Genomic DNA, 20,182 nt, shown 5'->3' on the forward strand with positions numbered 1-20,182 from the left:
GTTCATCTTAAGGCGATGGAGCGGGTCAGCCGGTCACGTCGGTTACCCCCCATTCGACGCTTGCGCTGCAGCCATTCGACTCGTGCTCTGCACCCATTCGCGAGCAGGGGCTCGCTCCCACAAGGGGGGACTGGCTTGGCCCGGTTTTTTGTGGGAGGCCGCCCCTGCGGCCGAATGATGGCTTTTGCTCAGCACCCATTCGCGAGCAGGGGCTCGCTCCCACAAGAGGAGGGGCTGGGCTGTCCCGGTTTTTTGTGGGAGGCCGCCCCTGCGGCCGAATGATGGCTTTTGCTCAGCCCTCGTTCGGCTCTTGCTCAGCCAGCGTTGTTCTGCAGCGCCGCGATGCGCTCTTCAATCGGTGGGTGGGTGCTGAACAACTGACCGATGCCACCGGCAATGCCCATGGCCGCCATGCTTTTGGGCAACTCGGCCGTGTGCACGCCGCCCAAGCGGGCCAATGCGTTGATCATGGGTTGCTTGCGGCCCATCAACTGGGCAGCACTCGCATCGGCGCGGAACTCGCGCTGGCGGCTGAACCAGGCCACGATGATCGCCGCGACAAAGCCCAGCAGGATGTCCATCACGATGGTGGTGATGTAGTAGCCCATGCCAGGGCCGGTGTTTTCTTCGTCGTTCTTGCGCAAGAAACTGTCCACGGCATAACCCACCACGCGCGAGATGAAAACCACAAAGGTGTTCATCACGCCCTGGATCAGGGTCATGGTGACCATGTCACCGTTGGCAATGTGCGCCACTTCGTGGGCGAGCACGGCCTCAATTTCTTCGTGGGTCATGTTTTGCAACAGGCCCGTGGAGACCGCCACCAAGGCCGAGTCACGGAAAGCGCCGGTGGCAAATGCGTTGGGGTCACCTTCAAAAATACCCACCTCAGGCATGCCGATACCGGCTTTGTCGGCCAATTTGCGCACCGTCTCCACGATCCAGGCTTCATCGGCGTTGGCCGGCTGGTCAATGAGCTTCACGCCCGAAGACATCTTGGCAATCCATTTGCTCATCAGCAAGGAAATGATGGCGCCACCGAAACCCATGATGAGCGCAAAACCCAGCAAAGCGCCCAAGTTCAGGCCGTTCGATGTCAAAAAGCGGTTAACGCCCAACAAGTTGGCGACGATGCCCAACACCAGCACCACGGCCAGGTTGGTCACGACGAAAAGAAAAATGCGTTTCATGTTCAGTTTCAATGTCACCCGAAAGACGCGGGCACGTTGGGGTGGATATTAGGGTGTCGGGGTTCAAAATCAAGCCCATGGCCAGATTTCCGAATTGGCGTACGGTTTTTCAGCGCTGGCCCTTTGGCGGCGTGGGCGAAATACGCTCGCATCGTCATAAAACGCCGGGTTCTCGTTCTCGGGCCACCAGCCGGGCACACCCAAAAGAGGCAAAGGGCTGAAGGGTTTGCCGGCCAGCTTTTCGGGCGTCAGGTCTTGTGCCAACCAGCCATCGAGGTCGGCCGCAGCCACGTCTTGCGGCACGCGCCACAGGTGAACGGTGATCGATTTGTAGGGCTGAACGGCTTTTTCAAGCGCGGCATGGCCAAAGGCCCACAGGCGGGTGTGCGCCCATTCGGCCCGCAATTCGACCAAAGCCTGCGTCCAGCGGTGTTCGCTCAAAGCGGCCCAAAGCGCGTCGGATGGCTGGATCAGCCAAGCGTTTTCGTCGAACACCGTGGCGGCATCGCGCACCGGTCCACGCACTTGGCCCACCCCCGCACGGGCAATTTCACGCGCTTGCAACTGGTTCAAACGCTTTTTGGCCAGCGGAAAGTGCATCCAGCACAAAGCGTTGAAGAAGTCGTGCAGGCCCTCGCGCGTGGGCACCTGGCCATGGGCAAAGATGAAGTCTTCGTAAGCCTGCCCCTCAGGCAATTGGGCTTGCGGCACAAAGCGCACGGGCAGCGCGGCCGGCGCTGGCTGGAGGGCTTGTTTGAGCGCTTGGTTGAGGGCTTCAGGCTGAGGGCAACCCGCTGCCACCTGCTGGGCGATGGGCTCGCCCACAGCGCGCCAGTCGGACAACCATGGGGCTTGCCAATCGATGTCGGGGACGCTCAGGGCCGATGCGGGGACACACCGGCGTCCGGCCCGGTGGGGGTTCGCGCTCAGGCTCAGAGGCTCACCATCCGCCAAGGCAGACTTTCGCCTGAACGCAGGGGCTTGAGCTCGGCCTCGCCGAAAGCAAAACTCTCGGCAGGGGTCCAGCTTTCGCGGCGCAGGGTGATGGTGCCCTGGTTGCGCGGCAGACCGTAAAAGTCGGCCCCGAAGAAGCTGGCAAACCCTTCGAGCCGGTCGAGGGCGCCGGCTTGGTCAAACGCCTCGGCGTACAGCTCGATGGCCGCATGCGCGGTGTAGCAACCGGCGCAACCGCTCGCGTGCTCTTTGAGGTGCGCCGGGTGCGGCGCACTGTCGGTACCCAAAAAGAACCGGTTGTTGCCACTGGTGGCCGCTTGCACCAGCGCCAAACGGTGTGTCTCACGCTTGAGCACGGGCAGGCAGTAGTAATGCGGGCGCATGCCGCCCAAGAAAAGGGCGTTGCGGTTGTACAGCAAATGGTGCGCCGTGATGGTGGCGCCCAAATTTGCATCGCCGCTGGCCACGTATTGCGCGGCCTCTTTCGTGGTGATGTGCTCCATAACGATTTTCAAGCCTGGAAAATCGCGGCGCAGGGGGATGAGTTGCTGCTCAATGAACACGGCTTCGCGGTCAAACAGGTCGATGTCAGACGAGGTGACTTCGCCATGCACCAAAAGCAACACGCCTTCGCGTTGCATGGCTTCGAGCACGGGATAAACCTTGCGCAAATCGGTCACACCCGCATCGCTGTTGGTGGTGGCCCCTGCGGGATACAGCTTGCAGGCGACCACACCGGCCGCCTTGGCCCGGGCAATTTCTGACGGAGCCAGGTTGTCGGTGAGGTACAGCGTCATCAAAGGCTCAAAACGCATGCCTTGGGGCACGGCGGCCTGGATGCGAGCCTTGTAGGCCAGCGCCTGCTCGGCGGTGGTCACCGGGGGTTTGAGGTTGGGCATGATGACCGCGCGGCCAAACTGGGCCGCGGTGTGGGGCACCACCACGTTCAGGGCGGCGCCGTCGCGCACATGCAAATGCCAGTCGTCTGGGCGGGTCAGGGTGAGTTCTTGCGTCATGGGGTGTATTGTCGCAAACCGCCAAACCCGGCCTCAATGCCCCAGAATTTTGGACAAGAAGTCTTGTGCCCGGTCGGTCTGCGGGTCATCAAAGAACTGCTGTGGCGGCGCTTGCTCAACCACCTGACCTTGGTCCATGAAGATGACGCGGTCGGCCACCGCCTTGGCAAAACCCATCTCGTGGGTCACGCACAGCATGGTCATGCCCTGACTGGTCAGCTCGATCATCACGTCCAGCACTTCCTTGATCATCTCGGGGTCGAGTGCCGAAGTGGGCTCATCGAAGAGCATGATTTTGGGGGTCAAGCACAGCGCACGGGCAATCGCCACACGCTGCTGCTGACCACCGGACAACTGCAAAGGGTACTTGTGCGCGTGCTCGGCAATGCGCACGCGCTCGAGCTGCACCATGGCTTTGTCCACGGCTTCCTTGCGCGGCATTTTGGCCACCCAGGTGGGCGACAAAATCAGGTTTTCCAACACCGTCAGGTGCGGGAACAGGTTGAACTGCTGGAACACCATGCCGACTTCGCGGCGCACTTTGTCGATGCCCTTGAGGTCATCGCCCAACACGGTGCCATCGACGGTGAGGGTGCCTTCTTGGTATTCCTCGAGCGCGTTGATGCAACGGATCAGGGTGGATTTGCCCGAGCCCGAGGGGCCACAGATGACCACTTTTTCGCCTTTGGCAAATTGCAGGTTCACATCGCGCAGCACGTGGTAACCATTGCTGGCATACCACTTGTTGACGCCTTTGAATTCGATGAGAGGGGTAGCGTTGGAGGTCATACAGGTCTTTCGTTCAACGGACTTTGCTCACGGCCGTGCGTTCTTCGATCCACAGGCTGTAGCGCGACATGGCAAAGCAGAACGCGAAATAAATGAAGGTGATGAAGAGGTAGGCTTCGATCTTGAAGGGACGCCAGTCGGCATCCGAATTGAGCGCCAGACCCAAGGCACCGGTCAACTCATAGAGCGAGACGATGGTCACCAAAGAGGTGTCTTTGAACAAGCCGATGAAGGTGTTCATGATGGACGGCACCACGGTGGCCAAGGCCTGGGGCAAGACGATCATGCGCTGGGTCTGCCAGTAGCTCAGGCCCAAGGTGGCCGCCGCTTCCGTCTGACCTTTGGGCAAGGCTTGCAATCCGCCCCGGATGACTTCGGCCATGTAAGCGCCCGAAAACAGCGTGATGCCCACCACCACGCGCACCAGCACGTCGATTTTCACGCCCTCAGGCATGAACAGCGGCAGCATGAACGAGGCCATGAAGAGCACGGTGATCAGCGGCACGCCGCGCACCAACTCCACGTACAAGGTGCACAAGGTCTTGATGGCCGGCATGTTGGAGCGGCGCCCCAAGGCCACGAAAATGGCCAGCGGGAAGGCCAAGGTCATGGAAATCACGGTGAGCATCACCGTCAGCGGCAAGCCGCCCCACTGGTCGGTATCGACCGGGGTCAGGCCCAAAAGCCCGCCCTTCATGAGCACGAAATACACAGCGAGCATGACCAGCCAAACCAGCGGCAAAGCCTTGTTCCAGAAACGGGGCATGCAGCTCAGCACCACCACGCCCAGCATCAGGGCGGTCGCGATCACCGGACGCCAGTGCTCGGTTTCAGGGTAACGCCCCATCACGATCAAGCGGCCTTTTTCGGAAATGACCCCCCAGCAAGCGCCCACACCGCGCATGTCGTTGCAGGCTTGCAGCTGGCTACCGAAGACCGCTTGGAACAGGGCCCAATCGAGCGAGGACACCAGGGCCAACAGACCCAAAGCCGACAGCACCAGCGTCAAGGCGGTGTTGCCCCAACTGGAGAACAGATGGGTGCGCAACCAAGCCAGAGGACCTGAACTGCGGCCGGGCATGGGCCGGGCTTCCAAGGATTTGAAAACAATGCTCATGTCAGCGCTCCTGAATAGCGGCACTGGCATTGAACCAGTTCATCAGCGCCGAGGTGATGAGGGACAGCGTCAAGTACACCAACATCACAATGGACAGGGCCTCAATCGCACGGCCCGTCTGGTTCAGTGTGGTGTTGGCGATGGACACCAACTCGGGGTAACCGATGGCCACCGCCAAGGACGAGTTTTTCGTCAGGTTCAGGTACTGACTGGTCAAGGGGGGAATGATCACCCGCAGGGCCTGGGGCAACACCACCAAGCGCATCGATTGGCTTTTGCTCAGGCCCAAAGAGGCAGAAGCTTCATGCTGGCCCAAGGACACCGAAGCAATGCCCGAGCGCACCACCTCTGCAATGAAAGAAGCGGTGTAAAAAACCAAGCCGCACAGCAGCGCCATGAACTCGGGGCTGAACACGCCCCCATCTTCGATTTGGAAATCGCCCACTTTGGGCACATTCCACTGGGCAGGCGCTCCGCCGGCCAACCAGCCCAAGAGCATCAGCGCGAAGGTGACCGCCAGCGACACCGCCCACACCGGACGGGTGTGGCCTGTTTGCTCGAAATGCACCTGGGCACGGCGACGATAAAAAATAGCAAATACGAAGCCCATGGCCAGCCCGATGAGGGCCAGTGTTTGGCCCAACTCCCAGACAGGCGATGGGAAAGAAACACCGTTTTTGCTCAAATAAAAGTGGCCCCATTTCCAAGCTTGGTCGAAATCGGGCAAGGCTTCGGTGAACACCAAATACCAAATCAGCAACTGCAGGTAAACCGGCACATTGCGAAAAAATTCCACGTAGGCGTAGCACACCTTGCGAACCAGCAAGTTGGCCGAAAAACGCCCCACACCGACCAACACCCCCAGCAAGGTGGCCAGCACAATGCCAATCACCGCCACTTTGAGCGTGTTGAGCATGCCAATGAAGAAGGCCACCAGGTACGTGCTGTTGGACGCGTACGCGATCATCGTTTCACTGATGTCAAAGCCAAAGGGCTGCAGCAAAAAGTCGTAGCCACTTTGGATGCCACGCAAACGCATATTGGTCAGCGTGTTGCGCACCAACAAGCCCACCAAGGCCAGGGCGGAAAGAATGGCGACGATCTGGTAGATGACCGAACGCCCTTCGCGGCTTCGCCACGAAATGGACCGGTTTTTCTTGCCAGGCAATGGCCTGGCCTCGATCATGGAAAAATGGGACATGTACAGGGCCTGAAGAAAACCACGGTTACAAAAGATACGCCCCAAGAAGGGGCGTATCCAGAGTCTTTAAAAAAGACTGAAAATCAACGCAGAGGGGCTGCGTACATCAAGCCGCCTTTGCTCCACTGGTTGTTCAAGCCACGTGGCAAGTTGATGGCGGTCTTGGGGCCGACGTTGCGCTCGAACATCTCACCGTAGTTGCCTGTGGTCTTGATGGCGCGGGCCAACCACTCTTTGTCCAGACCCAGGTGCTTGCCCAAATCTTCAGTGGCGCCCAACAAACGGCCCACTTGGGGGTTGTCGCTGGATTTCATCTGGTCCACATTGGCTTGGGTGATGCCGTACTCTTCGGCTTCCACCAATCCAGCCAAGACCCATTTGTTGATGGCGAACCACTCGTCATCACCACGGCGAACCATGGGGCCAAGGGGCTCTTTGGAGATCAAGTCGGGCAGCACCACGTGGGCTGTAGGATCTTTGGCTTCCTTGGCGCGAACCGAGGCCAGACCAGAAGCATCGGTGGTGTAAGCCTGGCAACGGCCAGAGAAGTAGGCGCCTGTGGCGGCTTCCACTTTCTCAAACACCACAGGCTTGAGGTTGAGCTTGTTGGCGCGAGAGAAGTCGGTGAGGTTTTTCTCGGTGGTGGTGCCCGATTGCACGCAGACCGTGGCGCCTTTGAGTTGCTTGGCGCTGGTGATCTTGCCTTTGGGCACCATGAAGCCTTGGCCGTCATAGTAGTTGGCGCCAATGAAGTGCAGACCCAAAGAGCCATCGCGGTTCAAGGTGTTGGTGGTGTTGCGAGCCAACACGTCCACTTCACCCGACTGCAGGGCGGTGAAACGCTGCTGCGCGGTCAGCGGCACATACTTCACTTTGGAAGCGTCGCTCAGCACGGCGGCTGCCAGCGCACGGCAGTGGTCCACATCCAAACCCGACCAGTTGCCACTGGAGTCGGCAGCAGAAAAACCAGCCAAACCGGTGTTGACGCCGCAGACGATTTGTCCGCGCTGTTTGATTTGGTCCAAAGTTTTGCCGGCCATGGCCGAAGTGGCGGCCATCAAGCCCACAGTGGCCAAAACGGCAGTGATCACGGTATGTGCATGTTTTTTCATCGTTTGTATCCTCTTTTCAATTTTGAGCGGCAAAACGCCACCCGTAGATTAAATGCCAAATTGGTGCCCGAACCGACTAGGAGCTTCCCTAGGTGATGCCCTGAGCGCCCAACACCGTTGGCCGCACCATCATGATGCATTCGCCAAACCCGTATTTTTTGTAAGCACAAAACACGCCAGAATCTGCTCGCGCCTCGGGATTGTGGGCCAAAAACACCCCCAGTTTGCGGCCCCCGACATGAATCGAGCGCTTGTTTGTGGATTTCTGCCCTTTTTACCTTTTTATTCAGCAGGCGCGTTGTCACGCAACATGGCACGCGTGTTTTGCAGCGACTGCAAAAGGCCCAAAGCCTGCGCATACAACATCTGCCCTGCGGGCGTGAGTTGGGTGGGGTAGGAACTGCGGTCAACCAAATCCGTCCCCGCCCAGGCCTCGAGCGACTGGATGCGCCTGGAAAAAGCGGGTTGCGTGACGTGCCGCAATTGCGCCGAACGGCTGAAACTGCGGGTTTCAGCCAAACTCACAAAGTCTTCCAGCCACTTGGTTTCCATGGGCCTGCGCTCCTGTCAGGGGCCAGTCAATCGGCCGATTGCTGCAAAGCCCACATGCTGGCGTAACGCCCTTGGCGGGCCAGCAGCTCGGCATGGTGGCCACGCTCGATGATGCGCCCTGCTTCCATCACCAAGATCTCGTGCGCATCGACCACCGTGGACAGGCGGTGGGCGATGACCAAGGTGGTTTTGTTGTGCGCCACGCTGGCCAGTTCGGCCTGGATGGCGCGCTCGTTGGCCGAGTCCAGCGCCGAGGTGGCTTCGTCAAACACCAGAATCGGTGGGTTTTTGAGCAAGGTCCGGGCAATGGCCACGCGCTGCTTTTCACCGCCTGACAACTTCAGCCCGCGCTCGCCCACCGAAGTTTGGTAGCCCTTGGGGGTGGAGGCGATGAAGTCGTGGATGCGGGCCGAACGCGCAGCCCCTTCGATGTCGGCTTGGCTGGCACCGGGGCGGCCATAGGCGATGTTGTAGGCCACGCTGTCGTTGAAGAGGACCGTGTCTTGCGGCACGATGCCCAAGGCCTGACGCACGCTGGTTTGCGTGACCTGCCGGATGTCTTGTCCCGCAATGCGGATGAAGCCTTGCTGCACATCGTAAAAACGAAACATCAAGCGCGCCAGTGTCGACTTGCCCGAGCCAGAAGGCCCCACCACCGCGACCGTTTTGCCCGCAGGGATGGTGAAGCTGATGTCTTGCAGGATCGGGCGGTCACTTTCGTAGGCAAAGGACACACGGTCAAACACCACATCGGGCGCACCTTGCAAAGCCAGTGCAGGCGCGCCGGGCGCATCGGCCACTTCGCGCTCGCGGTCCATCAGCACAAACATCTTGTCCAGATCGGTCAGACTTTGCTTGATCTCGCGGTACAGCACCCCCAAAAAGTTGAGCGGGATGTAGAGCTGAATCATGAAGGCGTTGATCATGACCAGGTCGCCCAAAGTCATGCGCCCGGCCACCACGCCTTCGGTGGCTCGCCACAGCATGGTCACCAAAGCGGCCGCGATGATGAGCTGCTGCCCCGTGTTGAGCACCGACAAGGTGGTTTGCGCCTTGAGCCGCGCAAGGCGCAAGCGCTCCAGGCTTTCGTCGTAACGGCCGGCTTCGAAGCGCTCGTTGCCAAAGTATTTGACGGTTTCGTAGTTCAGCAGCGAGTCGATGGCCCGGGTGTGCGCGGCCGAATCGAACTCGTTGGCCTGCTTGCGAAACTGCGTCCGCCACTCGGTCACCCGCACGGTGAAGACAATGTACAAGGCCAAAGCCAGCAGTGTGATGCCCGCGAACCAAGCATCGAACTTGACGGCCAAAATGGTCAGCACCAAGGCCACCTCGATCAGCGTGGGGATGATGCTGTAGAGCGAGTAGGAGATCAAAGACTCGATGCCGCGCACGCCGCGCTCGATGTCACGCGTCATGCCGCCGGTCTGCCGCGCCAAGTGAAAGCGCAGGCTCAGCGCATGCAAATGCTCGAAAGTTTGCAAAGCGATGCTGCGCGAAGCCCCTTGGGTGGCTTTGGCGAACACCAACTCGCGCAATTCGGTGAAAGCCGATGTCAGCAAACGCAAAGCGCCATAACCCACCAACAAAGCCACGGGCACCACCAGAACGGCTTGCGGGTCTCCGGGCTTGAGGCTCATGGCGTCCACCAGCTCCTTGAGCAGCAAAGGCACGCTCACATTGGCCAGCTTGGCACCGACCATGAGCGCCAGCGCAATGACCACACGCCATTTGTATTGCCACAAATAGGGCAAAAGGCGCGACAAGGTTTGCCAATCACCGCCTGCAGCGGGCTGGGGGGCCTGCCCAGCAGCTTGACCAGGCGCTGTGGCAGTGGGGGCAGTTTCGCCGTGGTGGCGCATAAGGGACAATCCGTTTTTGTTGTTAACCACCGATTGTGCCCATGTCCGACACCCCACACCCCCAAGCCGTGTCTTTGCCCACCGACCAGGAACTGGTGCTCAAGGTCATCCCCATGCCCGCCGACTGCAATGCCAGCGGCGATATTTTTGGCGGCTGGGTCATGGCGCAGGTCGACTTGGCGGGTGCCGTTTTGCCCGCCCGGCGTGTGCGCGGCCGCATGGTGACGGTGGCGGTGAACGAATTCATCTTCAAACAGGCCGTCAAGGTGGGCGACATCCTGTCCTTTTTTTCGCGCATCGTGCGCGTGGGACGCACCTCGGTCACCGTCAAGGTCGAAGTGTTTGCCGAACGCTTTCAGCTGCAAGGCCAGTACATCAAGGTCACCGAAGCGAACCTGACCTATGTGGCGGTGGACGACCAGGGCAAGCCCAGGCCTGTGCCTGCGGAATAAGGCGTGCGCTCAGGACACGATGTAGGCGGCGGCGCCGGTCGACATCAAGGTGCCATCCGGTCCACAAAACTCCATGCGGGATGAGCCCACACGCGAGCCAACGCGCAGGGCGTTGGCCGTGATGGTGAAGTGCGCACCAATGCCGGGGCGCAGGTAGTCCACCCGCAAATCGATGGTGCCCAGCTTGGCAAAGCGCTCCAGGCGCTTGGCGGGGGGCTCGTCCATGTGCTTGGCGGCCAGCGCCGCCATCACAGCCGCGCTGCCGATGGCGTCGAGCACCGCACTGATGACGCCGCCATGGATGCGGTTGTAGGCAAAGTGCCCCACCAACTCAGGCCGCATGTCGATGCGGGCCTCCACGCCCTCGGGCGTCACCTTCACGAGCTTCAAGCCCAGGGTTTTGTTGAAAACAATTTTTTCTTCGTAAATCTGGCGAAAACCCTCGATGTACTCGGGTTCCAGAACAACAGGGGTCTGCATGGAATGGGGCATGCTGTCGATTCTAGGGAAGAACCGACCGCCACAGCCCACCCGCCTCAGAGTTTGGAAAAATCGGGTTTGCGTTTTTCCATGAACGCGCCAAAGGCTTCTTTGGCCGCGGGTTCGCGCAGCATGCGGCCAAAGCTCTGGCCTTCTTCGTCCATCTTTTGCAGCACGGCTTGCTGGTCGCCGCCCTTCATGAGCCGCTTGGTGGCGATGAGTGAGCTCAAAGGCTTGGACGCCAATTTCCGCGCTTGCGCTTGGGCATATCCATTGACTTCGGTCGGCGGCACCACCCGGTTGACCAAGCCGACTTCTTGCGCAGCTTCGGCAAAAAAAGGTTCGCCCATGAGCAGGGCTTCGGCCGCACGGTGGTAACCAAACATGCGCGGCGCCAGAAAACTCGAGGCCGCTTCAGGGCACAGGCCCAAGTTCACAAAGGGCATGGAAAACGCCGCGTTGTCACCGGCATAGACCAAGTCGCAATGGAACAGCATGGTGGTGCCAATGCCCACTGCGGGCCCCGCCACGGCAGCCAGCAGCGGTTTTTCGAAGGTCGCAATGCCCCGCAGAAAACGGAAAACGGGTGATTCTTGGGTGCTGGGCGGCTGGTTCAAGAAGTCACCGATGTCGTTGCCCGCACTGAAGATGCTTTCATGCCCCTGAAACACCACCACACGAACGGCCGGATCGGCTGCCGCCTGGGCCACAGCATCGGCCATCGCGGCGTACATGGAAGAGGTGATCGAGTTCTTTTTGTCCAGGCGGTTGAAGGTGATGGTCATCACCCCTGCGTCGGTATGGGTCAAGATGTCAGACATGGAGGTCCTTGTGGTGTGGTCTGTTGTGGGGCGCCAGGCAAGACGGCTTTACTGAACCCGAATCCAGGTTTGTGTGCGGCCCAAAATAGGGGCCCCGATGAAGCCTCGGACTTCGAGCTTTTTGCCACCGTCAATCGGTGTCAAGCGCAAACTGTAAATTTTTCCGTTCTCGGGATCCAGGATTTTCCCACCCTCCCACACCGCTTTGCCGTCGCCTTGTTGACCGCCCCGAATGATTTCCATGCCAATTTTGGGCTTGTCTTTTCGGTCGTCGGTGCACAAAGAGCAGTGGGGTTCGGTGCTGGGCGAGCTCAGCAAGGAGCGCTCCACCACGCCGGACAAGGTCCCCGCGGCCGTCTGGCTGATGCGGATTTCGGCTTTGGGCTGCTTGGTCTCGTCATCGATGCTGCGCCACAGGCCCAGCGGGCTCATTTGGGCATGGGCGGCCAGGCTCAGCAGGCCCAGGCTCAGTGTCGTCACGGCTTTGATCATCGTGTTGTTCCTTGATTGAACTTGAAAACTCAGGCCAGCGCCGCGTCGGTGTCCATCAGCACATCGCTGCCGGCACGAATTCGGCGCATCAAGGTGGATGTTTCTGGCATCAGGCGGGTGAAGTAAAAACGCGCGGTCTGCAGCTTGGCCTGGTAGAACGGGTCGGGGCGCTGTGCCTCCTCTTCGGCTTCGGCCAGTTTCTGCAAGGCGATCTGCGCCGAGCGGGCCCAGAAGTAGCCCAGCACCAAGTGCCCCACCACACGCAGGTAATCCACGGCGGCCGCCCCCACCTCGTCGGCATTGCTCATGGCCTTCATGCCGACTTCGCCGGTGAGCTGCGTGAGCTTTTGGCCCAAATCGGCCAGCGGTTTGATGAATTCGCCCATGGCTTCGTTGGCCATTTCAGCCTTGACCAGTTGCTCCACCAATTTGCCGAATTTCTTCAGCGTCGCGCCTTGGTTGCCCAAGACCTTGCGGCCCAGCAGATCGAGTGATTGGATGGTGTTGGTGCCTTCGTAGATCATGTTGATGCGGGCATCGCGCACAAACTGCTCCATGCCCCACTCCTTGATGTAGCCGTGACCGCCAAACACCTGCTGGCAAGCCGAGGTAGCTTCCCAGGCGTTGTCGGTGGTGAAGGCTTTCACAATGGGCGTGAGCAAGGCCACCACTTCAGCGGCCTCGGCACGCACGGCCTCATCGGGGTGGTTGAGCTCTTTGTCCAGCAGCAAGGCGCAGTAGCAGGCCAAGGCGCGGCCACCTTCGGCATAGGCCTTGGCGGTCATGAGCATGCGGCGCACATCGGGGTGCACGATGATCGGGTCGGCCGGTTTGCCGGGGGCTTTGACGCCTGTGAGCGAGCGCATTTGCACGCGGTCTTTGGCATAAGCGAGCGCATTTTGGTACGCCACTTCGGTCAAGCCCAGCGACTGGTTGCCCACGCCCAAGCGGGCGGCGTTCATCATCACGAACATGGCGGCCAAACCTTTGTTGGGCTGGCCCACCAGGGTGCCCACGGCCCCATCCAACACCATCTGGCATGTCGCGTTGCCGTGGATGCCCATCTTGTGCTCCAGGCCCCCGCAGTAAATGCCGTTGCGCTCGCCCATGCTGCCGTCCGCCGCCACCTTGAACTTGGGCACCAGAAAGAGGCTGATGCCTTTGCTGCCGGGGGGCGCATCGGGCAGGCGTGCCAGCACCAGGTGCACGATGTTGGCTGCCAAGTCGTGTTCGCCTGCGCTGATGAAAATCTTTTGCCCCGTGATGCGGTAGCTGCCATCGGCTTGAGGCTCGGCCTTGGTGCGCAGCATGCCGAGATCCGTGCCGCAATGCGGCTCGGTCAGGCACATGGTGCCGGTCCACTCACCACTGGTCAATTTGGGCAGAAACAAGGCTTTTTGTTCCGGCGTGCCGTGGGCATGCAGGCACTCGTAGGCGCCGTGACTGAGGCCGGGGTACATGGTCCAGGCCTGGTTGGCCGAATTGAGCATTTCGTAAAAGCACTGGTTCACCACAAACGGCAAACCCTGACCACCGTACTCAGGGTCGCAGCTGAGCGAGGGCCAGCCACCGGCCACATACTGCGCATAAGCTTCTTTGAAACCATCGGGGGCTTTGACAGCGTGTGTGTCGCGGTTGAGCTGGCAACCCTGTGCATCGCCCGAGATGTTGATCGGGAACACCACTTCGGCCGCGAATTTGCCGCCCTCTTCGAGCACCGCATTGATGGTGTCGGCATCGGTGTCAGCGTGCTTGGGCAAAGCCTTGAGTTCGGTGCTCACATGGAGCAATTCGTGCAACACAAACTGCATGTCACGGAGGGGTGGGCTGTAGACGGGCATGGAAGCTCCTGGTTAAGAGGGGGTCAGGTGTTGGAAAGATGGCGCGCTCAAACTTGGGCCGCATAGCGGTCCAAAATGTGTGAAAAGCCGCGGCGCGCACGTTCGGTCGCATTGGGGTTGCGCAAAAAACGGGCTTCGTAATGCAGCGCCAAAATCAGGCCATGGATTTCAAAGGCGATTTGGTGCGCGTCGGCTTCGCGGATGAGCTGACCTTCCGCCTGGGTCAACTCGACGGCTCTGCGCAAAGCGGTTTGCCAAGTGGCCACCGACCGCGCCAGCGCGTCACGCACCGGACCTGTGCGGTCATCGAATTCCACGGCGCCACTGATGTAGATGCAACCCGAATCGATCTCGGCCGAAGTCTGGACCATCCAATTGTCAAACAAGGCTTGCAAACGTTGTAGGCCACGGGGCTTTTGCATGGCCGCGTAAAACACCTCGGCCTCAAAACGGTCGTGGTATTCGCGAATCACGGAGATTTGCAATTCTTCTCGCGAGCCAAAGTGGGCAAAAACACCGGACTTGCTCATGCCGGTGACCTCGGCCACCGCACCAATGGACAAACCTTCCAAACCAATCTGCGAGGCCAAGCCCAAGGCCGCATCGATGATCACCGCTTTGGTTTGTTGGCCTTTGATCAGCACACGCTTGCCGGGCTCAGGCGCCGGTGGGCTCTCAACGGCTGGAGATGGGGAACGATCGGACATAAGGCTTCAAAAAAAAGAACGATCGTTCTATTTTGCACCAAAACCAGACCCCATTCCACAAACCCTGCGCACGTCAGGGTAAATCGGGGGGCGCCAGACGTCGGGGCTGGCATGGCGCCCCGACGTGGCCCTGCTCAAAGACGCGAGGTCAAGCCTTGAAAGCGACAACTTTCTGGGTTTGCTCACCCAAACCGTCGATGCCCAGGCGCATCACATCGCCGCGCTTCAAGAACACAGGCGCAGGCTTGCCGTCTTTTTTCACGCCCATGCCCACACCGGGAGGCGTGCCCGTCGTGATGATGTCGCCGGCCTCCAATGTCATGAACTGGCTGACGTAACTGACCAACTTGGCCACACCAAAAATCATGGTCTTGGTGTTGCCGGTCTGGAAACGCACGCCGTTCACGTCCAGCCACATGCCCAGGGCTTGGGGATTGGGCACTTCGTCACGCGTGACCAACCAAGGACCGACGGGGCCGAAAGTGTCGCAGCCTTTGCCTTTGTCCCAAGTGGCGCCGCGCTCGAGTTGGTACTCGCGCTCGCTCACGTCGTTGACCACGCAGTAACCGGCCACATGGTTGAGCGCATCTTTTTGCGACACGTAGCGGGTGCGTGTGCCGATGACAATGCCCAGCTCCACTTCCCAGTCGGACTTTTTGGAGCCCTTGGGCAACATGACGTCGTCGTTCGCACCCTGAATGCAGGAGATGGCCTTGGTGAACACGATCGGCTCGGCCGGAATGGGCATGTTGGACTCGGCCGCATGGTCGGCGTAGTTCAGGCCAATGGCAATGAACTTGCTGGTGTACGAGATGGGCGTGCCAAAACGCTTTTTGCCGCGCACCAGAGGCAGCTTGTCGGTTTTGACCTTGGCCAATTTGGCCAGGGCCTTGTCGTTCAGCAGATCAGGGGAGATGTCTTTGACCACGCTGCTCAAGTCGCGCAAGCGGCCTTCGGCGTCGATCAGACCTGGTTTTTCTTTGCCGACTTGGCCGTAACGAACGAGTTTCATGGTTGCCTTTCAGTTTTCAAAAAAATCAATAAGTGGAGCGGCCACCGGACAGGTCAAAGACCGCGCCCGTGGAGAAGGAACATTCTTCGGTGCTGAGCCAAGTCACCATGGCGGCGACTTCTTCGGGCTCACCAAAGCGGGCCATCGGAATCTTGGAGAGCATGAACTGGATGTGCTCGGGCGTCATTTGATCAAAAATCGCCGTTTTCACAGCCGCCGGGGTGACACAGTTCACACGCACGCCCGTATCGGCCAGCTCTTTGCCCAGCGATTTGGTCAGGCCAATCACCGCCGCCTTGCTCGCACTGTAAGCACTGGCGTTGGGGTTGCCGTCCTTGCCTGCCACCGAGGCGATGTTGACGATGCGGCCGTAGTTGCGGGCTTTCATGTGGGTGCTCAGTTCGCGGCAGCAATGGAACAGGCCATGCACGTTCACATCGAACACCTGCTTCCAAGCGTCGACGGGGTAATCCCAGACTTTCACGTTGGGCCCGGTGATGCCGGCGCTGTTGACCAGCACATCCACATCCGCCAGCGCCACAGTTTGTGCCGTGGCACTGAGCACCGAAGCATGGTCAACCACATCCACCTGCACCGTGTTGACCACCGCGCCCAGCAGCCCCTGGCGCAGCTGTTCGGCGGCTTTGGCCATGCCCGCCACATCGCGGTCCCAGAGCGTGACCCGTGCGCCCGAGGCCAGCATGCGCTGTGCAATGGCAAAACCCAGGCCCGTGGCCCCGCCGGTGATGACCGCGTGGCGGCCTTTCATGTCAAGCAAATTCATGTGCGGCGCTCCGTCATCAAATGGTCATGCCACCATCGACCATGTAGGCATTGCCTGTGGCGAAGATGGATTCGTCGGATGCAAGGAAGGTGACGATGGGCGCAATTTCATGCGCCTGCGCCAATCGACCCATGGGCTGGCGGTTGATGAAGTCTTGACGCGCCTGCACCGGATCGGCATAGCTGTTGATGCGGTCCTGCAGCGACGGCGTGTCCACCGTGCCGGGGCAAATCGCATTGCAGCGCACACCCTGGCGCACGTAATCAGCCGCCACACTTTTGGTCAGGCCAATCACCGCCGCCTTGCTGGTGCCGTAGATGAAACGGTTGGGCAGGCCGCGCACGCTGGAACACACACTGGCCATGTTGATGATGCTGCCGCCGCGCCCGTCCTGCGCGAACTGCGCAACCATTTTGGGAACGACCGCTTGGATCATCCAGAACTGCGAACGCACGTTCAAGTTGAAAGCGAAATCCCAGTCATCGTCGGTGGCCAGCTCGATGTTGCCGTTGTGCACAAAACCCGCGCAATTGAAGACGATGTCGATGCGCGGCATGCTGGCCACTTGCGCGGCAATGGCGGCCTTGTCGAGCACATTGAGCACGGCGGTGTGCACATGGGCCACGCCTTGGTAGGACTGGAGCAGATCGGCATTCACATCGGTGGCATACACCGTGGCACCCTCTGCGGCCATGGCCAATGCCGCTGCTTGTCCAATGCCTTGGCCAGCGGCGGTCACGAGCGCGATTTTTCCTTTGAGTCTCATGGTGTCTTGATCTCCAGATGGGTGAGTTGTCTGCTTGAAATGGCCGCCCAGTCCCAGGCAATGCCCAGGCCGGGGACGGTGGGCGGGATGGCAAAGCCGTCTTGAACCTGCATGCGCGAGGTGGTGATGTCGTCGAGCTGCGGAATGTACTCCACCCAAGTGGCATTGGGCACCGCGGCGCACAAGCTCACATGCAACTCCATCAGAAAGTGCGGGCACACGGCCACGTCAAAGGTTTCGGCCAGGTGTGCGGTTTTGAGCCAAGGCGTGATGCCGCCGATGCGCGACACATCCGGCTGCACAACAGAGCATGCGCCCTGCTCCAAATATTCGCGGAACTGCATGGGGTGGTACATGGACTCGCCCACGGCCACGGGAATGGTGGTGTGCTCGCGCAGCTGGCGGTGGCCGGAAACATCTTCGGCAGGCAAGGGCTCTTCCATCCACGCCAGACCCAGTCCATCGAAAGCCCGCGCACGCCGCACGGCTTCGGCACGGTTGAAACCTTGATTGGCATCGGTCATCAAGTCAAAACCCGGCCCGACCGCGTCACGCACCGCACTCAGGCGTGCCACGTCTTCGCTCACATGGGGTCGGCCGATCTTGATCTTGGCACCCTTGAAGCCCTGGGCCTGCGCCTCCAAGGTTTGCGCCACCAGCGCCTCGGGCGACAGGTGCAACCACCCGCCCTCGGTGGTGTAGAGCGGCACCCGCGCTTGTGCCCCACCCAGCAACTGCCACAGCGGCAGGCCCTGACTTTGCGCACGCCAGTCCCACAAAGCGGTGTCCACACAGGCCAGCGCCAAGCTGGTCATCGCCCCAACGGCCGTCGCGTGGGTATGAAAGAACAAATCTTTCCAGATCGCTTCGACCAAGACCGGGTTGCGGCCGATGAGCCGGGGCACCAGGTGGTCTTTGAGCAGCGCCACCACCGACGAGCCCCCCGTCCCGATGGTGTAGGCATAGCCTGTGGCCTCGATGCCGTCGCTGCAATGCAGGGTGAGCAGCACCGTTTCTTGCGTCACAAAAGACTGGATGGCGTCGGTGCGCAAGACTTTGGGCGGCAAGTTCACTTGCCTGAGGCTCACGCGGTCAATGGTGACTGTAGACATGCAATGGGCGTCGGTGGACTGAGGGTTTATGCGGGGCTAAAAAGGCTTGACCGCTGAAAACTGTACGTGTGATGATTGTGCAACTGGTCTGACCAATTGTCCAATTCACGTTATCCCTGACCCCACCCATGCCCTTGCACACCGTGGCCCCGCAACGCCTGTACCGACAGATTGCCGAACAACTTCGGCAGTTGATGGTGTCGGGCGAATTCGCGCTGGGTTCACGCTTGCCGGCCGAACGCGACTTGGCCTTGCAATTGGGCGTGAGCCGCCCCTCGGTGCGCGAAGCGCTGATTGCACTCGAAGTGGAGGGCATGATCGAGGTGCGCACCGGCTCAGGCATTTATGTGCAGCGTCTGGATGCGCCCCGCAAATCACCGGTCGCGCCGCCGCTCGATGCAGACACGCCCGCCGATTGGGGCCCATTGGAAGTGATGAGTGCCCGCCTGCTGATCGAGGCCGAAGTGGCCGCATTGGCCGCCACGCACGCGCAAAAGGCAGACCTCAAGGCCATCAAAACAGGCTTGCAGCACATGAAGCTCGAAGCGGCGCGGGACGAGGTGCCGCGCGATGGTGACGAAGCCTTTCACGCAGCCATTGCCAAGGCCTGTGGCAACAGCGTTTTGCTCGACACCGTGCAGCGCTACTGGCAAGCCCGTAATGGCCCCCTGTTTGAGCGGCTTGGTGACTATTTTGAGCACCCGGCGTCCTGGCAAGCGGCCATCCAAGAACACCAGCAAGTCTTGCAGGCAATAGAGGCGCACGACGCCACGGCCGCCCGCAAAGCCATGCAAAAACACCTGAAACAAGCCCACAAAAGATACAGCGCGAGCTGGCGCCGCGCGCCTGCCCGCTAGCGCCCAGCGAGGGGCATGCAATTTTTTTCCGCGTCAGCATTTTTTACAAACCAAGAGGAGACTGAGATGAGCAAACGATTGACCCTGAAAACCCTGGCCACCGTCGGCGCCTTTGCCGTGGGGGCCCTGACCGTACTGGGCAGCACCGCGGTGCAAGCCCAGCAAAAAATCAAGTGGGCCCACGTCTACGAGACCTCTGAGCCCTACCACACCGAATCGGTGTGGGCGGCCGAAGAAATCAAAAAACGCAGCAACGGCAAATACGACATCCAGGTCTTCCCCGCGTCCACCTTGGGCAAGGAAACAGACATCAACCAAGGCCTGACCCTGGGCACGGTGGACATGATCATCAGCGGACCCTCATTTGCGGCCCGCACTTATCCCCGCTTTGGCATTGCCTACTACCCCTTCATCTTCCGCGATGGCGACCACCTGATTGCCTACTCCAAGAGCCCCGTGTTCCAGGAAATGGTGTCCGAGTTCCGGGCCAAAACGGGCATCCAGGTCACGGCCTACACCTACTACGGCGCACGCCACACCACGGCTCAAAAAGCCTTCACCAACTGCGCTGGCATGAAGGGTATCAAGATCCGCGTGCCCGATGTGCCCGCTTACCGCGCCACACCTGAGGCCTGCGGCGCCAACCCCACCCCGATTGCTTTTGCCGAGGTGTATTTGGCCCTGCAAAACGGCACCGTGGAAGCCCAAGAGAACCCCTTGACCACGATCGAGGCCAAGAAGTTTTTTGAAGTGCAAAAAGCCATCATGATGACCGGCCACATCGTGGACGGTTTGACCACGCAAATTGCACCGCACCTCTGGAACAAGCTCAGCGATGCTGAAAAGAAAATGTTCACGGACGTGACGCAAGAAGCCGCGGTGCGCGCCACCGCCAAGATCAAGGCCCGCGAAGCCGAGTTGGTGGACGAGTTCAAGAAAAAAGGCCTGCAAATCGTGCAGGTGGACCGCAAGTCGTTCCAAGACGCTGTGCTGAAAAACAAACCCCTGACCTCCATGGGCTTCACGCAGTCTGACTTCGACAAGATCCAAGCGGCCAAGTAAGGCGCC

General features: G+C 60.1%; 20 protein-coding genes and 1 pseudogene. 3 read left to right on the top strand and 18 right to left on the bottom strand.

Annotation, left to right across the window (positions count from 1 at the left end; translation table 11 throughout):
- Positions 1–314: 314 nt before the first annotated feature.
- The 9 genes and pseudogenes from htpX to B9Z31_RS06100 all read right to left on the bottom strand — a co-directional run bounded on the left by htpX (position 315) and on the right by B9Z31_RS06100 (position 9,790).
- Positions 315–1,190 carry a protease HtpX gene (gene htpX / locus B9Z31_RS06060; RefSeq protein ID WP_100118649.1) on the bottom strand — a complete coding sequence of 292 codons (876 nt, stop codon included), beginning with the start codon at positions 1,188–1,190 and terminating at the stop codon, positions 315–317.
- A gap of 69 nt (positions 1,191–1,259) precedes the next feature.
- Entirely contained in the window at positions 1,260–2,033 is a 774-nt protein-coding gene (locus B9Z31_RS06065; RefSeq protein WP_100118650.1) for a DUF3025 domain-containing protein, read from the bottom strand.
- A gap of 89 nt (positions 2,034–2,122) precedes the next feature.
- Entirely contained in the window at positions 2,123–3,160 is a 1,038-nt protein-coding gene (pyrC, locus tag B9Z31_RS06070) for a dihydroorotase (RefSeq protein WP_100118651.1), read from the bottom strand.
- A 33-nt stretch (positions 3,161–3,193) separates the two neighbouring features.
- On the bottom strand, positions 3,194–3,949 hold the full coding sequence (locus B9Z31_RS06075; RefSeq protein ID WP_100118652.1) for an amino acid ABC transporter ATP-binding protein: 756 nt from the start codon (positions 3,947–3,949) through the stop codon (positions 3,194–3,196).
- Between the two features lie 13 nt (positions 3,950–3,962).
- Entirely contained in the window at positions 3,963–5,066 is a 1,104-nt protein-coding gene (locus B9Z31_RS06080; RefSeq protein ID WP_199174441.1) for an amino acid ABC transporter permease, read from the bottom strand.
- 1 nt (position 5,067) lies between these two features.
- Entirely contained in the window at positions 5,068–6,267 is a 1,200-nt protein-coding gene (locus B9Z31_RS06085; RefSeq protein ID WP_233200782.1) for an amino acid ABC transporter permease, read from the bottom strand.
- Positions 6,268–6,350: 83 nt separating this feature from the next.
- Positions 6,351–7,379, bottom strand: a complete 1,029-nt coding sequence (locus B9Z31_RS06090; protein ID WP_100118653.1) for an amino acid ABC transporter substrate-binding protein — start codon at positions 7,377–7,379, stop codon at positions 6,351–6,353.
- Positions 7,380–7,667: 288 nt separating this feature from the next.
- Positions 7,668–7,931 (bottom strand): annotated as a pseudogene (locus B9Z31_RS06095) (LysR family transcriptional regulator); the annotation flags it as partial.
- Positions 7,932–7,957: 26 nt separating this feature from the next.
- Complete coding sequence (locus tag B9Z31_RS06100; RefSeq protein ID WP_100118654.1) at positions 7,958–9,790, bottom strand: ABC transporter ATP-binding protein/permease; 1,833 nt, start codon at positions 9,788–9,790, stop codon at positions 7,958–7,960.
- A gap of 41 nt (positions 9,791–9,831) precedes the next feature.
- On the opposite strand from B9Z31_RS06100, the gene B9Z31_RS06105 reads away from it, so the two are divergent.
- Positions 9,832–10,242 carry an acyl-CoA thioesterase gene (locus tag B9Z31_RS06105; protein WP_100118655.1) on the top strand — a complete coding sequence of 137 codons (411 nt, stop codon included), beginning with the start codon at positions 9,832–9,834 and terminating at the stop codon, positions 10,240–10,242.
- Positions 10,243–10,251: 9 nt separating this feature from the next.
- On the opposite strand, the gene B9Z31_RS06110 is transcribed toward B9Z31_RS06105, so the two are convergent.
- From B9Z31_RS06110 to B9Z31_RS06150, 9 genes are all read right to left on the bottom strand, one after another.
- Positions 10,252–10,734, bottom strand: a complete 483-nt coding sequence (locus B9Z31_RS06110; RefSeq protein WP_100118656.1) for a thioesterase family protein — start codon at positions 10,732–10,734, stop codon at positions 10,252–10,254.
- 44 nt (positions 10,735–10,778) lie between these two features.
- Positions 10,779–11,543: an enoyl-CoA hydratase gene (locus tag B9Z31_RS06115; RefSeq protein ID WP_100118657.1), complete on the bottom strand. Its 765-nt coding sequence runs from the start codon at positions 11,541–11,543 to the stop codon at positions 10,779–10,781.
- A gap of 48 nt (positions 11,544–11,591) precedes the next feature.
- Positions 11,592–12,035 carry a DUF2147 domain-containing protein gene (locus B9Z31_RS06120; protein ID WP_100118658.1) on the bottom strand — a complete coding sequence of 148 codons (444 nt, stop codon included), beginning with the start codon at positions 12,033–12,035 and terminating at the stop codon, positions 11,592–11,594.
- 29 nt (positions 12,036–12,064) lie between these two features.
- Entirely contained in the window at positions 12,065–13,876 is a 1,812-nt protein-coding gene (locus B9Z31_RS06125; RefSeq protein ID WP_100118659.1) for an acyl-CoA dehydrogenase C-terminal domain-containing protein, read from the bottom strand.
- A 47-nt stretch (positions 13,877–13,923) separates the two neighbouring features.
- Complete coding sequence (locus tag B9Z31_RS06130; protein ID WP_100118660.1) at positions 13,924–14,583, bottom strand: TetR/AcrR family transcriptional regulator; 660 nt, start codon at positions 14,581–14,583, stop codon at positions 13,924–13,926.
- A 148-nt stretch (positions 14,584–14,731) separates the two neighbouring features.
- On the bottom strand, positions 14,732–15,595 hold the full coding sequence (locus B9Z31_RS06135; RefSeq protein ID WP_100118661.1) for a fumarylacetoacetate hydrolase family protein: 864 nt from the start codon (positions 15,593–15,595) through the stop codon (positions 14,732–14,734).
- 25 nt (positions 15,596–15,620) lie between these two features.
- Positions 15,621–16,379, bottom strand: coding sequence for an SDR family NAD(P)-dependent oxidoreductase (locus B9Z31_RS06140; RefSeq protein WP_100118662.1), 759 nt, complete (start codon positions 16,377–16,379; stop codon positions 15,621–15,623).
- 16 nt (positions 16,380–16,395) lie between these two features.
- Positions 16,396–17,145, bottom strand: a complete 750-nt coding sequence (locus tag B9Z31_RS06145; protein WP_100118663.1) for an SDR family oxidoreductase — start codon at positions 17,143–17,145, stop codon at positions 16,396–16,398.
- Complete coding sequence (locus B9Z31_RS06150; RefSeq protein WP_100118664.1) at positions 17,142–18,257, bottom strand: mandelate racemase/muconate lactonizing enzyme family protein; 1,116 nt, start codon at positions 18,255–18,257, stop codon at positions 17,142–17,144. The genes B9Z31_RS06145 and B9Z31_RS06150 overlap by 4 nt, the downstream gene beginning before the upstream one ends.
- 128 nt (positions 18,258–18,385) lie before the next feature.
- Between B9Z31_RS06150 and B9Z31_RS06155 the strand changes: the two genes are divergently transcribed.
- Both B9Z31_RS06155 and B9Z31_RS06160 read left to right on the top strand, forming a co-directional pair.
- Complete coding sequence (locus tag B9Z31_RS06155; protein WP_100118665.1) at positions 18,386–19,114, top strand: FadR/GntR family transcriptional regulator; 729 nt, start codon at positions 18,386–18,388, stop codon at positions 19,112–19,114.
- A gap of 66 nt (positions 19,115–19,180) precedes the next feature.
- Complete coding sequence (locus tag B9Z31_RS06160) at positions 19,181–20,176, top strand: sialic acid TRAP transporter substrate-binding protein SiaP (protein ID WP_100118666.1); 996 nt, start codon at positions 19,181–19,183, stop codon at positions 20,174–20,176.
- The last annotated feature ends 6 nt before the right edge of the window (positions 20,177–20,182 follow it).

The sequence above is a fragment of the Limnohabitans sp. G3-2 genome (assembly GCF_002778275.1).
Classification (GTDB): Bacteria; Pseudomonadota; Gammaproteobacteria; order Burkholderiales; family Burkholderiaceae_C; genus Limnohabitans_A.